The sequence below is a fragment of the Mycobacterium sp. SMC-11 genome, assembly GCF_046250095.1.
Taxonomy (GTDB): Bacteria; Actinomycetota; Actinomycetes; order Mycobacteriales; family Mycobacteriaceae; genus Mycobacterium; species Mycobacterium heraklionense_A.
Genome location: NZ_CP176430.1, coordinates 4,652,559 through 4,666,031, shown reverse-complemented (window position 1 = coordinate 4,666,031; position 13,473 = coordinate 4,652,559). Strand labels below are relative to the sequence as shown.

15 protein-coding genes are annotated in these 13,473 nt (G+C 66.1%); 8 read left to right on the top strand and 7 right to left on the bottom strand.

What is annotated here, in order from left to right; genetic code table 11:
* Positions 1-22 precede the first annotated feature (22 nt).
* The gene (locus ACKY0X_RS21710) at positions 23-373 is read right to left on the bottom strand and encodes a metallopeptidase family protein (protein WP_065038668.1); all 351 of its coding nucleotides are present in this window, start codon (positions 371-373) and stop codon (positions 23-25) included.
* Entirely contained in the window at positions 370-1,488 is a 1,119-nt protein-coding gene (locus tag ACKY0X_RS21705; RefSeq protein WP_409427667.1) for a septum formation family protein, read from the bottom strand. The genes ACKY0X_RS21710 and ACKY0X_RS21705 overlap by 4 nt, the downstream gene beginning before the upstream one ends.
* Before the next feature lie 73 nt (positions 1,489-1,561).
* Here ACKY0X_RS21705 and serS point away from each other — a divergent pair, with 73 nt between their 5' ends.
* A complete protein-coding gene (gene serS / locus ACKY0X_RS21700) occupies positions 1,562-2,824 on the top strand; it encodes a serine--tRNA ligase (protein WP_065038670.1) in 1,263 nt (420 codons plus the stop codon).
* A 12-nt stretch (positions 2,825-2,836) separates the two neighbouring features.
* Here the strand turns inward: serS and ACKY0X_RS21695 are convergent, their stop codons facing one another.
* Positions 2,837-3,394 carry a TetR/AcrR family transcriptional regulator gene (locus ACKY0X_RS21695; RefSeq protein WP_409427666.1) on the bottom strand — a complete coding sequence of 186 codons (558 nt, stop codon included), beginning with the start codon at positions 3,392-3,394 and terminating at the stop codon, positions 2,837-2,839.
* 150 nt (positions 3,395-3,544) lie between these two features.
* Between ACKY0X_RS21695 and ACKY0X_RS21690 the strand changes: the two genes are divergently transcribed.
* Genes ACKY0X_RS21690 through ACKY0X_RS21670 form a run of 5 tightly spaced genes read left to right on the top strand, consistent with a single transcriptional unit; the run spans position 3,545 to position 7,929 of the window.
* Entirely contained in the window at positions 3,545-3,781 is a 237-nt protein-coding gene (locus ACKY0X_RS21690) for a hypothetical protein (protein WP_409427665.1), read from the top strand.
* Entirely contained in the window at positions 3,778-4,203 is a 426-nt protein-coding gene (locus ACKY0X_RS21685; protein ID WP_409427664.1) for an MmpS family transport accessory protein, read from the top strand. The genes ACKY0X_RS21690 and ACKY0X_RS21685 overlap by 4 nt, the downstream gene beginning before the upstream one ends.
* Positions 4,200-7,145: an RND family transporter gene (locus ACKY0X_RS21680; protein WP_409427663.1), complete on the top strand. Its 2,946-nt coding sequence runs from the start codon at positions 4,200-4,202 to the stop codon at positions 7,143-7,145. Before ACKY0X_RS21685 ends, ACKY0X_RS21680 begins: the two co-directional genes overlap by 4 nt.
* Positions 7,145-7,477 carry a DUF732 domain-containing protein gene (locus ACKY0X_RS21675; RefSeq protein WP_409427662.1) on the top strand — a complete coding sequence of 111 codons (333 nt, stop codon included), beginning with the start codon at positions 7,145-7,147 and terminating at the stop codon, positions 7,475-7,477. The genes ACKY0X_RS21680 and ACKY0X_RS21675 overlap by 1 nt, the downstream gene beginning before the upstream one ends.
* Positions 7,474-7,929 (top strand): DUF5078 domain-containing protein, encoded by a 456-nt coding sequence (locus ACKY0X_RS21670; RefSeq protein ID WP_409427661.1) that lies wholly within the window; start codon positions 7,474-7,476, stop codon positions 7,927-7,929. Before ACKY0X_RS21675 ends, ACKY0X_RS21670 begins: the two co-directional genes overlap by 4 nt.
* 4 nt (positions 7,930-7,933) lie before the next feature.
* Here ACKY0X_RS21670 and ACKY0X_RS21665 read toward each other — a convergent pair whose 3' ends face one another.
* Together ACKY0X_RS21665 and ACKY0X_RS21660 are read right to left on the bottom strand one after the other, a co-directional pair.
* Complete coding sequence (locus ACKY0X_RS21665) at positions 7,934-8,494, bottom strand: TetR/AcrR family transcriptional regulator (RefSeq protein WP_409427660.1); 561 nt, start codon at positions 8,492-8,494, stop codon at positions 7,934-7,936.
* Between the two features lie 67 nt (positions 8,495-8,561).
* Positions 8,562-9,035 (bottom strand): DUF2834 domain-containing protein, encoded by a 474-nt coding sequence (locus tag ACKY0X_RS21660; RefSeq protein ID WP_409427659.1) that lies wholly within the window; start codon positions 9,033-9,035, stop codon positions 8,562-8,564.
* An 80-nt stretch (positions 9,036-9,115) separates the two neighbouring features.
* Here ACKY0X_RS21660 and ACKY0X_RS21655 point away from each other — a divergent pair, with 80 nt between their 5' ends.
* A complete protein-coding gene (locus ACKY0X_RS21655) occupies positions 9,116-9,700 on the top strand; it encodes a TetR/AcrR family transcriptional regulator (RefSeq protein ID WP_409427658.1) in 585 nt (194 codons plus the stop codon).
* A 67-nt stretch (positions 9,701-9,767) separates the two neighbouring features.
* Positions 9,768-11,324 carry a phytoene desaturase family protein gene (locus tag ACKY0X_RS21650; protein WP_409427657.1) on the top strand — a complete coding sequence of 519 codons (1,557 nt, stop codon included), beginning with the start codon at positions 9,768-9,770 and terminating at the stop codon, positions 11,322-11,324.
* Positions 11,325-11,537: 213 nt separating this feature from the next.
* Here ACKY0X_RS21650 and ACKY0X_RS21645 read toward each other — a convergent pair whose 3' ends face one another.
* Together ACKY0X_RS21645 and ACKY0X_RS21640 are read right to left on the bottom strand one after the other, a co-directional pair.
* Positions 11,538-11,879, bottom strand: a complete 342-nt coding sequence (locus ACKY0X_RS21645) for a hypothetical protein (RefSeq protein WP_409427656.1) — start codon at positions 11,877-11,879, stop codon at positions 11,538-11,540.
* On the bottom strand, positions 11,876-13,435 hold the full coding sequence (locus ACKY0X_RS21640; RefSeq protein WP_409427655.1) for a Rieske 2Fe-2S domain-containing protein: 1,560 nt from the start codon (positions 13,433-13,435) through the stop codon (positions 11,876-11,878). The genes ACKY0X_RS21645 and ACKY0X_RS21640 overlap by 4 nt, the downstream gene beginning before the upstream one ends.
* Positions 13,436-13,473: the final 38 nt, after the last annotated feature.

Below are 13,473 nucleotides of genomic sequence, written 5' to 3'. Positions count from 1 at the left end.
CGGCGCGCCGCGTCGGGTGCCGTCAGCTCCAGCCCAGTTCGTGCAGCCGGTCGTCGTCGATACCGAAGTGATGGGCGATCTCGTGGATCACCGTGATCCGGACCTCGTCGACCACCTCGTCGTCGGACTCGCACATCTCCAGCAGCGCATCCCGGTAGATGGTGATGGTGTCCGGCAACGACCCGGCATAGCTGGAATCGCGCTCGGTCAGCGCCACCCCTTCATAGAGGCCCAGCAGGTCGGGTTCCTCGGCGTTGCGGTCGGCCACCAGGATCACCACGTTGTCGAAGGCGGCGGCCAGCTCGGGCGGAATCAGGTCCAGCGCGTCGGACACGAGGTCGTCGAACCGGCGCGGGTCCATTTGGACACTCACCGCGGCTGGCTACCGGTGGGCAGTTGGTTCAGCCGCTCCGCGGGAATCGACGGCGGCGGGATCGGGGGCTGGCCGTTGATCAGCAGCGACCCGCGGGCACTGTTGATCAGGGCCGCCCAGCCGCCGTTTCCCAGCGTGGCGCCCAGGCTGCAGGCCACCTCGCGGCTGCCCGCCGACCAGCTGGGCAGGGAGACAGTGGCGTAGGTCAACGTCAGCGTCGTGTCGCGCAGCTGCACCGGATCCAGGTAGGCGTCGGTGAGCCGGGTGCAGGACTCCTTGATGAACGCATCCTGCTCGGGCTCCGGCGGCAGCGCGTCGGGGAACCGTTCGGCCAGGTTGACCGTGCCGGTGACTTCCTTGGTATGCGGTGCCGCGCAGTCGACGGGAACGTCGTTGGGCTGGTTGGTGGCCGGATCGATGCCCAGGCAGGTTCCCGGCGGCCAGACCTTGGACTGGTCGATGTCGGCAATCTTGCCGACGAACGCGGTCTGCTGGCCGCCCACGCCCGGCAGTTGCAGGCCGCACAACATCCGGCGCTCACCGTGCTGGCGCCACGCACGTTCGCCGGCCCACAGCATGCTGGCCACGAACTTGCTGTGCGGGTCGAACTTGGCGCCGAGATAGCGGCGCACCGACGACTCGCACTGTTCCTGGGTGATCTGCTCGATGCGGGCCATCGACGGCGGCGGGGCATCGGGACCGTATTCGGCGCCCGGGAACATCTTCATGTCCACCGGGCCGGCCACCTCGAACTTGTGCTCGTCGGCGCAGCTGACGATCGTCGCCGCATCCAAGTCGTTCTCCGGCCAGTTCAGACAGTCGCCGGCAACGGCATGGTCGATCGCCTCGTTGCCCTTGACCGTGCCCAGCCCCAGTCCCGGACCGGCGCCTTTGCCGCCCGCTCCCGGTGCCGGCTCGGCGTTCAGATGGCCCAGCAGTCCGCCGGGACCCTCGCCGAGGACGGGCACCACGGTGATCAGACCGGCGATCAGCAGGCCACCCAGCGCGGTCAGCAACAGGGCGCGGCGCGTCGGGGCGGCCGGGAGCGTGCGTCGCCAAGACACCCGCTTGGCGGGTGGATTCTCCTGGTCGGCTGCCTCTGACATCGCGTCCATTCTGACAGGCAGCCGCGAGCGCGTGACAAATGATGCGAAAGTGATGCAGCCGGCCAGGTTGTAGGGTTTTGCCGTGATCGACCTGAAGCTGCTGCGTGAAGATCCCGACCGTGTCCGCCGCTCCCAGGTGGGTCGCGGCGAGGACCCGGCCCTGGTGGACGCCTTGCTGGCCGCCGACACCGCACGCCGTGCCGCCATCGCGGCCGCGGACTCGATGCGTGCCGAACAGAAGACCGCCAGCCGGTCGGTCGGAGCGGCCTCACCCGAGGAGCGCCCCGCCCTGCTGGCGCGGGCCAAGGAGCTGGCCGAGCAGGTCAAGGCCGCCGAGACCGCCCAAGGAGCGGCCGAGACGGCGTTCACGGCGGCGCACATGGCGATCGCCAACGTGGTGATCGACGGCGTGCCCCCGGGCGGCGAAGACGACTTTGCGGTGCTCGACGTGGTCGGTGAGCCATCGGCCATCGAGAACCCGCGAGACCATCTCGAGCTCGGCGAGGCGCTGGGTCTGATCGACATGGGCCGCGGCGCCAAGGTCTCCGGTTCGCGGTTCTACTTCCTGACCGGTCGCGGCGCGCTGCTGCAGCTGGGTCTGTTGCAGCTGGCCGTGCGACTGGCCGTCGACAACGGGTTCACCCCGATGATCACCCCGTCGCTGGTCCGTCCCGAAGTCATGTCCGGCACCGGATTTCTGGGTGCGCACGCCGACGAGGTGTATCGACTCGAAGCCGACGACCTTTATCTGGTGGGCACCTCCGAGGTGCCGCTGGCGGGCTACCACTCCGACGAGATTCTCGACCTGTCGGGCGGACCGCTGCGCTACGCGGGCTGGTCGTCGTGTTTCCGGCGGGAGGCCGGCAGCTACGGCAAGGACACTCGCGGCATCATTCGGGTGCACCAGTTCGACAAGGTCGAGGGGTTCGTCTACTGCCGGCCCGAGGACGCCGAAGCCGAACACGACCGGCTGCTCGGCTGGCAGCGCGAGATGCTGGCCCGTATCGAGGTGCCCTACCGGGTGATCGACGTCGCCGCAGGTGATCTCGGGTCCTCGGCCGCCCGCAAATTCGACTGTGAAGCGTGGGTGCCCTCCCAAGGCACCTACCGGGAGCTGACGTCGACGTCGAACTGCACCACTTTCCAGGCCCGCAGGCTGGCCACGCGCTACCGCGACGAGAACGGCAAACCGCAGACCGCGGCCACCCTCAACGGCACCCTGGCCACCACTCGGTGGCTGGTGGCGATCCTGGAGAACCACCAGCAGCCCGACGGCAGCGTGCGGGTGCCGCAGGCGCTGGTGCCCTACGTCGGCGTGGACGTGCTGGAGCCGACCGCCTCCTGATCCACGGCCTCGTCAGGCGGCGAAGAGCCGGCGGGAGCAGTCCAACAGCATCCGGTGCAGTTCCTCGTTGGGAATGTCCGAAACCGCGGGATCGGCTGCCGCGCCCAGAATTCCGGGCACCAGAACAGCGATCGTGATGAGGGTGTCCGGGTCGGGCTGTGGCCCCGCCAGGATGGTCTGCAACCGGCGCGAGGCGTCCCGGAATTCTCCGATGGCCTCGACGATCCCCACCACGGCGGGATCGGTGTGGACCAGGGCCGTGGTGCGGCGGTGACGGACCGCCAGTTCGATGATGCCGCTGATGGTGGCCTCGCGTTGAACGTCGCGCGAGTCGATGGCCTCGGCGATGGTGACCACCCGGGCGATGTCCTCGAACACCGGGCGGAACACCGCTACGACGATGTCGTCCTTGCAGTGGAATTGGTAGTACACCGCCGATTTATTGACACCCAATCGGTCGGCGATCATCTGCAGCGACGTGCCGCTCACCCCGTACTCGGCGAACAGCCCTTGCGCGGCCTCTAATACGCGCTCCCGCGCGAAACCCCGCGGCGCCACCGTCTTCGCCACTGCATGCCTCCCTGCTCCGGTCGACCGCTCACGGGCGTGAGCCACGTCGCACAGTTCTACTGACCGATCGCTTGATTCTACTTTACTGATCGTATAACTTTGCCTTCCGTCACGCTTAACCTCAGATCTCGGCTGAAAGGGGCGTCGCTGATGCTGAACCCACAGGTGCACAGGCTTTCCCGGCCTGAACCGGCCACGCCCGGCTTTGGTCAGATGTCCCCGGGCGTCACCGCGTATGTAGTTGACGCGCCGGAGATCGTGGCCGGCGACCACCCGCTGTTCGATGCGATCGCCGAACTGGGCGCCACCGCCAATCGGTTCGCGGCCGACACCCATGTCCTGGTGGTGGTCAGCAAGGCCACCGTCAAGACCGGGTCCACCCGATGAAGGCGTTGCGGCGGGCGTGGATGCCGCTGCTCATCGTGGTGGTGGTGGTGCTCGGGACGCTGACCGTGCTACGGCTGCGCACCTACTTCGGTGGCGACAACTCACACCTGATCAGCACCAAGGTCGACGACACCAAGCCGTACAACCCGAAAGTCGTCACCTATGAGGTGTTCGGCGAACCCGGCGCAACGGCCGACATCAGCTACCTCGACCTCGACAGCAGGCCGCAGCGCGTCGACGCCGCGACGCTGCCCTGGTCGGTGACCCTGAGCACCACGTTGTCGGCGGTATCGCCGAACCTCTACGCGCAGGGCAAAGGCTCCACCCTGGGCTGTCGCATCAGCATCGACAACGAGCTCAAAGACGAGAGAACCACCACCGGCGCCAGCGCCCTGACCTTCTGCTTGGTGAAATCTGCATGAGCACTTCCACGGACAACTTCCCCCCCGAGGCGCCGACCGAGGCCATCCCTGCTGTTGCTGACCACGCCAAGCCCGGCCGGATTGCCAAATGGATTCGGCGGCTGGCTATTCCGATCATGCTGGGCTGGATCGGGATCATCGTGTTGGCGAACGTGACCGTTCCCCAGCTGGAGAAGGTCGCCGAGATGGCCGCGGTCCAGATGACCCCGGACGAGGCACCGTCGATGATCGCGGTCAAACGTCAGGGTGAGGTGTTCAAGGAGTTCACCTCCAACAGCTCGGTCATGCTGGTCCTCGAGGGCGACGAACCGCTGGGCGCCGACGCCCACCACTACTACGACCAGATCATCGCCAAACTTAAGACCGACACCGCCCACATCGAACACATCCAGGACTTCTGGGGTGATCGCCTGACCGCCGCCGGAGCCCAGAGCCCGGACGGCAAAAGCGCCTACGTGCAGATCTATACCGCGGGCAACCAGGGTGAGGCGCTGGCCAACGAATCGGTCCGAGCGGTCAACCAAGCAGTAGACAGTGTCACCGCGCCACCGGGTGTGAAGGCGTATGTGACCGGCGGTGCGGCGCTGGCCGCCGATCAGGACAAGGCCGGCACTCGCAGCATGCACATGATCGAGGGCCTGACATTCGTGGTCATCATCACCATGATGCTGGCGGTCTACCGATCAATCACCACCGTGGCGTTGGCGCTGGCGATGGTGGTGACCGGTCTGGCCTCAGCCCGCGGCATCGTGGCATTCCTTGGCTATCACGGGCTGATCGGCCTTTCGCCCTTCGCCACCAGCTTGCTGGTGACGCTGGCGATCGCGGCAGCCACCGACTACGCGATCTTCCTGATCGGCCGATATCAGGAAGCCCGCAGTGCCGGCGAAGACCGGGAACAGGCGTACTACACCATGTTTCGCAGCACCGCCCATGTGGTGCTCGGTTCGGGCATGACCATCGCGGGCGCCACCTTGTGCCTGCACTTCACCCGGTTGCCCTACTTCCAGTCGCTCGGTATTCCGCTGGGGATCGGCATGACGATCGTTGTCATCACCTCGCTGACGATGGGGTCGGCCGTCATCGCGGTGGCCGGTCGGTTCGGCACCCTGCTGGAGCCCAAGCGGGCCAACCGGGGACGCGGCTGGCGGAAAATCGGTGCGGCCGTGAGCCGTTGGCCGGGACCGATTCTGATCGCCGCCACCGCGGCAGCACTGGTCGGCATCCTCGCGCTGCCCGGATACAAGCCCGGCTACAACGACCGTGCCTACATGCCCGCGGATCTACCGGCCAATCAGGGCTTCCTGGCCTCCGACCGGCATTTTCCGTCCGCGCGGATGAACCCCGAGATGCTCATGATCGAAACAGACCATGACATTCGAAATTCCGCGGACTTTCTGGTGATCGAGCGAATCGCCAAGCGGGTCACCGGGGTAGAAGGTGTCTCGCGCGTCATGTCCATCACCCGGCCCCAGGGCATTCCGATGGAGCACTCCACCTTCGGCTACATGCTTGGCATGCAGGCCGTCAGCCAGGACATGACCCGCAAGTTCAACGATGATCGCACGGCGGACATGCTGGCCCAAGCAGAGGATATGCAGGTCAACATAGACACCATGACGAAGATGATCGAGCTCATGGAGGAGATGAACGCCACCATGGGGCGCATGGTCGGCAAAATGCACCTGATGGTCGAGGACATCGAAGAACTGCGCGACAAGATCGCCAACTTCGACGACTTCTTCCGGCCGATGCGCAGCTACTTCTATTGGGAACCACACTGTTTCGACATTCCGGTCTGCCACTCGCTGCGGTCGGTCTTCGATGCCATGGATGGTGTCGACACCATGACCGACAACTTCAAGCAGATCGTTCCGGACATGGACGCGATGGCGGCGCAGCTGCCGCAGATGCTCACGCTGATGCCGCCGATGATCCAGATGATGAAGAACGCCAAGGCCATGATGGAGGCCACCTACGCCACCCAGAGCGGACTGGCCAAGCAGGCGCAGGAAGCTCAGGGCGATCCCGCCGCGATGGGGGAGGCCTTCGACAAGGCCCGCAACGACGACTCGTTCTATCTGCCGCCGGAGATCTTCGACAACGCCGAGTTCCAGCGTGGCATGAAGAGTTTCGTGTCGCCCGACGGGCATGCCGTGCGGTTCATCGTCAACCACGAGGGCGATCCGCTGAGCGCAGAAGGCATCAAGCACATCGACGCCATCAAGCTCGCTGCCAAGGAAGCCATGAAGACCACCCCGTGGGAGGGCTCGAAGATCTACGTCGGTGGGACCGCCGCGATGTTCAAGGACATGCAGGAGGGCTCCAACTACGACCTGATGATCGCCGGTGTCGCGGCGCTGTGCCTGATCTTCATCATCATGCTGATCATCACCCGCGCCGTGGTGGCCGCGCTGGTGATCGTGGGCACCGTGGTGGTGTCACTGGGCAGCGCCTTCGGACTATCGGTGTTGTTGTGGCAGAACATCATCGGTCTGCAGGTGCACTGGATGGTGATGGCCATGGCGGTGATCATCCTGTTGGCGGTGGGCGCCGACTACAACCTGCTGCTGGTTTCCCGCCTGCGAGAGGAGATCCACGCCGGGCTGCACACCGGCATGATCCGGGCGATGGGCGGCAGCGGGTCGGTGGTCACCGCCGCGGGACTGGTGTTCGCCTTCACCATGATGACGATGGCGATCAGTGAACTGCGGGTGATCGGTCAGGTGGGCACCACCATCGGATTGGGGCTGCTGCTCGACACCCTGATCATCCGCTCGTTCATGACGCCGTCGATCGCGACGCTGCTCGGGAAATGGTTCTGGTGGCCGCAGGTGCCGCGGCTGCGGCCCAAGCCCTCTCCCTGGCCGGCGCCGTTGCAGCGCCACCCGAGCGACGAGCTCGTGGAGTCCGGCGGTGGAGCGCATCGGGGAGGTTGGTGATGAGGTTCGGAGCCATGGCCGCGTTGGCAGGTGTGTCGGCGGCGATCTTTCTTGCGGGGTCGGCGCATGCCGATGTCGACACCGATTTCGCCGGCCGGTTGCACGGCTACGGGATCTACGGGGCGCGCGACTACAACGCCTGGATCGGCAAGCTCACCTGCAAACGGTTGACCAACCACGTCGACCGCGACGCCCACGAGTCGGCGGCGTTCGTCGCCAAGAACATCAAGGGCGCCGACACCCAGCAGGCCTGGCAGTTTGTGGGTACGGCGCTGAGCACCTACTGCCCCGACAAGCTGACCGTTCTGGAACAGGCTGGAGTTACCCGATGAAGCGAAAGCTTTGGCACAACGCAATGCGAGTTTCCGCTGGACTGCTGCTGGCCGGTACGGCCGCAACGGGGACCGCCTCGGCCGATGCGACGGAGAACTTCCCGATTCCCAACCGGATGCTGCACACCAGCTGTACCGCCGAACAGATCATGGCAGCCGCCCGCGACGTCACACCGGTCTACTACGAGCGCTACATGATCGACTACAACAACAAGTCCCCGCAGGTACATGAGGCGGTGCAGGACCGGATTCACTGGTTCTACGCGATGGACTACCCGGGCCGGCGCGCCTACTCCGAGAACCTGGCCACCGACATCTACTACGAGAAGCTTGCTTTCGCGTGGCCGAACTGGGCCAAGCTGTTCTTCAACAACCACGGTGTTGCTGCCCGGACCACCGACGTGTGCGAGCACTACCCAGCTGCCGACATGGGCGTGTGGAACTGGACCTGACCCGCTAGGTCAGCGGTCCCACCACCTGCCGTGCGAGGGCCAGCAGGATTTCGTGCAGTTCCTCGTCGGCGATGTCTGCGAGCTCCGGATCGGCTGCCGCGGTGAAGGTTCCCGCCATCAGCACCGTGGTGATGACGCGGGCCGTCGCATCCGGCTCGGGGCCGTGCAGGATCGCCGCCGCGTCATCGCCGACGGCCACGAAGTCTTCGCGGGAACGCACGGTGTGCTCGACCGCGCGGTCGTAGAACAGGATGGTGAGACGGCGGTATCGCACGGCGAGCTCGACGACGCCGCTGACCATCACGTCCCGCTTGCCCTGCTGAGTGGGCATGGCCTGGGCGATCTTGATGACCCGGACGAGGTCGTCGAACATCGGCTGCACCAGGGCGATGACGATGTCGTCGCGGGACCGGAATTGGTAGTAGACGGCCGGCTTACTCACACCCAGCCGGTCGGCGATCATCTGCATGGACGTGCCGCCCACGCTGTGCTCCACGAACAGCTCTAATGCCGCCTGCAGCACTCGTTCGCGCGCGGATCCGCGCGGCGCCACCGGCTTGGCCACGACATTCCTCCCGTCGACGCGGCCAGCCTATCGCGGTGCGGTTGGAGGCAGTCCTGCAACGACCCCGCTAGGTCGAAGCCTTGGCGTGCCGGTGCTGGCGCTCCATGGTGGCGAAGTAGAAGGCGTAGGCGAACGCGCAGCTGGTGAACAGGCTCGACACGAAGTAGAGCCACGGGCGTCGCAGCCCACGGCGGTAGCCGTCGACAATAGTGAACAGGGGCAGCAGAACGACGTTGATGATCGTGTAGTCCTGGCTGGCCGAACCGGCGGCCGGGTTGGTGAACATCAGCTCGATGTACTGCGTCCAGCTGCCCGGCCCCCAGATCGGATTGTGGTTGGGGCCGTGCGCGTATTCCTGGACGAATCGGATGTTGAAGTACCAGCCCAGCACGATCGACGCGATGCCGATCGCGTAGTACACCATCTCCAGCGGTGAGAAATCGTTGCCCCCAGAGGGTTTCGCGAAGACCACACGGTTGGACGCCACGATCCACCAGATAGTCGCCAGGCCGAGCACTGCATGCACGATGAGCGAGATCATGCGGTCAGTCTCATCACGCGCCGTAAGTTTTGTCAATAATGACATTTTCGGTGTGATTGCGCTGAGGTACCTTTACCGGCATGCCCAGAGCGCCCCAGACCGCCCGCAGCGAACGCACCCGTGAAGCGTTGCGCCAGGCTGCGCTGGTCCGCTTCCTGGCGCAGGGCGTGGAGGACACCTCGGCCGAGCAGATCGCCGCCGATGCCGGGGTGTCGCTGCGGACGTTCTATCGGCACTTCACCTCCAAGCATGACCTGTTGTTCGCCGACTACGACGCCGGACTGCAGTGGTTCCGCAGCGCCCTGGCCGCCCGCCCGCCGGCCGAGCCGATGATCGAGGCGGTCCAGGCGGCGATCTTCGCCTTCCCCTACGACGTCGAGGCGGTGACCCGGATCGCCGCACTGCGTGCCGAGGAGCTCGATCCAGAGCGGATCGTGCGCCATATCCGGCAGGTGGAGACCGATTTCGCTGACGCGGTGGCCGAGCGGCTGCGGGCCACCGCGGCCAGCGAGCCGGCTGATCCGCTGCGCGTGGCCGTGACGGCCCGCTGCATCGCGGCTGCCGTGTTCGCCGCGATGGAGGTCTGGATGCTCGGTGCGGACCGCTCGCTGGCCGAGCTGGCCCGGATGTGCCGCGCCGCGCTGGACTCGCTGGGCAATCTCTAGTTGCGTCAATATTGACAAAACTATCCACTCGTGCCAGCGTTCCCGGAAAGCGGGAAGGGGCGGATGAATGACCGATTACGACGCGATCGTGATTGGCGCCGGACACAACGGCCTGGCCGCGGCGCTCATCCTGCAGCGCGCCGGACTGCGCACGCTGTGCCTGGAGGCCGGGCGCTACGCCGGGGGGATGGCCTCCACGGTGGAGCTGTTCGACGGCTATCGGTTCGAGATCGCCGGCTCGGTGCAGTTCCCGACGTCGGCCGCGGTCAGCGCGGAGCTGGGCCTCGACGGCCTGGAGAGCATCGACCTCGAGGTCATGTCGGTGGCGATGCGCGGCGTCGGTGACGACCCGCTGATCCAGTACACCGACCCGATGAAGCTGTTCAGCCACCTCAGTGAGGTGCATGGCGCCGAAGCGGTCACCGGCATGGCCGGGCTGCTGGCCTGGAGTCAGGCGCCCACCCGGGCGCTGGGGCGCTTCGAGGCGGGGCGAGCGCCGAGATCGCTCGATGAGATGTACGCCTGCGCCGCAAATGAATTCGAACGATCAGCGATCGACGACATGCTGTTCGGATCGGTCACCGACGTGCTGGATCGCTACCTGCCCGACCGGGAGAAGCACGCGGCGCTGCGCGGCTCCTTCACCGTGCTGGCCGTCAACACCCTCTACCGCGGACCCGCCACCCCCGGAAGTGCCGCGGCACTGGCCTACGGCCTGGGTGTGCCCGACGAGAACACCGTGCTGATGAAGAAGCTGCGCGGCGGAATCGGCGCGCTCACCGGGCACCTGTGCGACACGTTCACCGGCCTGGGCGGAGCGCTGCGGCTGCGCGCCGCGGTCGCGGAGATCCTTGTCGCCGATGGGGCGGTGGCCGGCGTGCGCACCGAATCCGGTGACACCGTGAGCGCACCGGTGGTGGTGTCGGCGATCGCCCCCGACGTCACCGTGGCCGGGCTGCTCGACGCGGCCGTGGTCCCAGACGACGTCCGCGCCCGCTATGCCCGCACCGACCATCGGGGCAGCTATCTGCAGATGCATTTCGCGCTGGACGAGGCGCCGGTGTTCGCTACGCCCTACGAGGCGCTCAATGATCCCGCCATGCAGGCGTCGTTGGGAATCTTCTGCACGCCCGAGGAGGTGCAGCAGCAGTGGGAGGATGCGCGCCGCGGCATCGTCCCGGCCGATCCGACCGTGGTGCTGCAGATCCCGTCGCTGCACGATCCCGAGCTGGCCCCGCCGGGCAAGCACGCCGCGTCGGCGTTCGCGCTGTGGTTCCCCATCGAGGGAGACGGCAACTACGGCGAGATGAAGGTCGAGATGGGGCAGCGGGTGATCGACAAGATCACCAGGCTGGCACCGAATTTCGAGCGCAGCCTCACGCGGCACACCACCTTCACCCCGCGTCATATGGGAACCATGTTCGGTGCGCCCGGCGGCGACTACTGCCACGGCTTGCTCAATCCGGATCAGATCGGCCCGAACCGTCCCGGGCCGCGGGGCTTTCTCGGCCAGCCGTTACCGGTGGCAGGACTGTATCTTGGCAGTGCGGGTTGCCATGGCGGGCCGGGGATCACGTTCATTCCCGGCTACAACGCCGCACACCAGGTGTTGGCCGACCGCTGAAGGAACGCCGAGCGTGTAACCAGCGCGAAAAATCGCACTGAAATTCGCGCTGAGTGCACGTTGGGCGAGTTAGCCCGGATTGGCCAGGTCTGGATCGAGGCTTAGATCGGCATAGGTGAACAGGAGAATGGACACGCCACCACGTCTAGTCGCTCAAAGGCGGGCAACTGTCGTTATGGGGTCCGCCGGGTATCCCTTTGGGTCCGGACGTGATTAGCCCGCCAGCAGCTCGTCGAGCAGTGCCCGGAACGTGTCGGGATCCGCCGGGGTGAACGCCGGGTGTGGCCACGGGTCGCCGTGCAGCTCCAGGGTGATCAGCGTGGACCGCGTCGGACGCTTGATGTCCAGCGGGAGCCAGCGCCGCAGATCCGAGCTGCCCCAGATCCGGAATCGGTGGGTCAGCATGCCCAGCGGCTCCGCGCGGTAACCGCGGATCGCCGACAGCGGGATCACCTTCGCGGTGCCGGAAGGGAAGTGGTAGCGGCGCAACGTGATCGCCTGGCTATCCAGAACGACCAGCCCGTCATCGTAGGAGCCGTAGGAGTCGCCGGTCACAGCTTCTCGCAACGCAATTCGTGGCCCTTGGCGGTCAGGCAGCGACCGGACTTGAGATCCCATTCCCAACCGTGCTGATTGCAGGTGAGAATGTCGCCGTCGACAACCCCGAACTTCGACAGGTCGGCCTTCATGTGCGGGCAGCGACGCTGAACCTGCCAGTCGCCCAGTGTGATGGTTGCCGAATCGTCGTGGCTCTCGCCGAACCAGCCTTCGGCGTAGACGATCCGGTCCTCGGTGAGGCACTTGAAGAAGGTGTAGAGGTACTCGTTGTAACCACCGACCCGCCACGCCCTGAATCGGGTGGACAGGAAGATGGTGTTGACCCAGTCCGGTTCGCCGTCGCGCAGCACGGTGCGCACCAGCTCAGGCGGAATGCCGAAGCCGTAGCGGAACTTCTCGCCGGGAATCGGCTCGCGCACCATGCGTTTGGGGAAGTCCAGCACCACCGTCTCGGTATGGCCTTCCCCGTCCAGCACGAGCTCGACCGGATAGCCGATGCCGTCGCAGATCTCGTTGCTGCGGGCCATGATCGGCTCGAACAGCGCGCGCAGCGGCTCGAGCATCGCCGGGCCGGCCGCCGGCGCCCAGGCGGCCTTCTCGGCGGCCAGCACCGGCGCCATCCGATCGGCGTAGGCGGCGATGTAGTCCGCTTTGCCGGTGGTGAAGATGGCCTCGACGTCGGCTTCGTTCAGCGGGTGGATCAGCGAATCCAGCTGCGCTCCGGTGAAACTCGCGGTGCTCCCCGGGATCATCAACAGCCCGCCGTCATGACCGTTGCGGCGTAGCTGGTCGAGGAACACCATCTCGTCGGGGAAGATGTTGGCCGGATCGCCGTGGTCGTCGTTGAGGTAACGCAGCTCGGAATCCAGGAAACATGGCGGTCCCGCCGACGGCACCACCCAGGTCGCCCCGACGTGGGCGATGTACTGGCGGGCGCGGTCCATCTGCCGCTGGCGCTTCTGGGTGCCGAACGCCTCCTTGGCCCGGGCCGGCATGTCGTAGACCATCGGGTACCAGATCGCCCCGGAGTACTGCACCAGGTGCACGTCGATCGAGTCGAAGGCCTGGAGCACGTCCAGGTCGATCGGGCGGGAATCGTTCATATTGAAAAGGGTCGTTACACGGTCCGAAATCACCAGGCCGGAGTCGCCGATCGGGCCGTCGGCCGGGGCGCGAAGCGCGATGATCATGACGTCCAGATCGCCCTTGGGGCCGGACACGGTGTGCCGCTGCGAATCGGCCGTCTCGAAGAACCGGTGAAAGCCGAGCTTTTCCAGCTCGCGGCGCAGATCGGGCACGGGGTAATCGGGCAGCAGCACCACCGCGTCCTTGTTGACGTGCGCCGCCAGGTGCCGCGGGTCGAAGTGATCGTGGTGCAGGTGCGAAATGTAGAGGTAGTCGCAGTCGCCGAGGGCGTCCCAGTCCAGCGCCGAGTTGTCCGGGAATGGGAACCATGAGCCGAAGTAGGCCGGATTCACCCACGGGTCGCACAGGATGCTGCCTGCGGCGGTCTCGATCCGGAAGCCGGCGTGCCCGACGCTGGTGACCTGCACTAGTTCTACTCCCGACGCTGTAAGAGATCCCTCCCGAG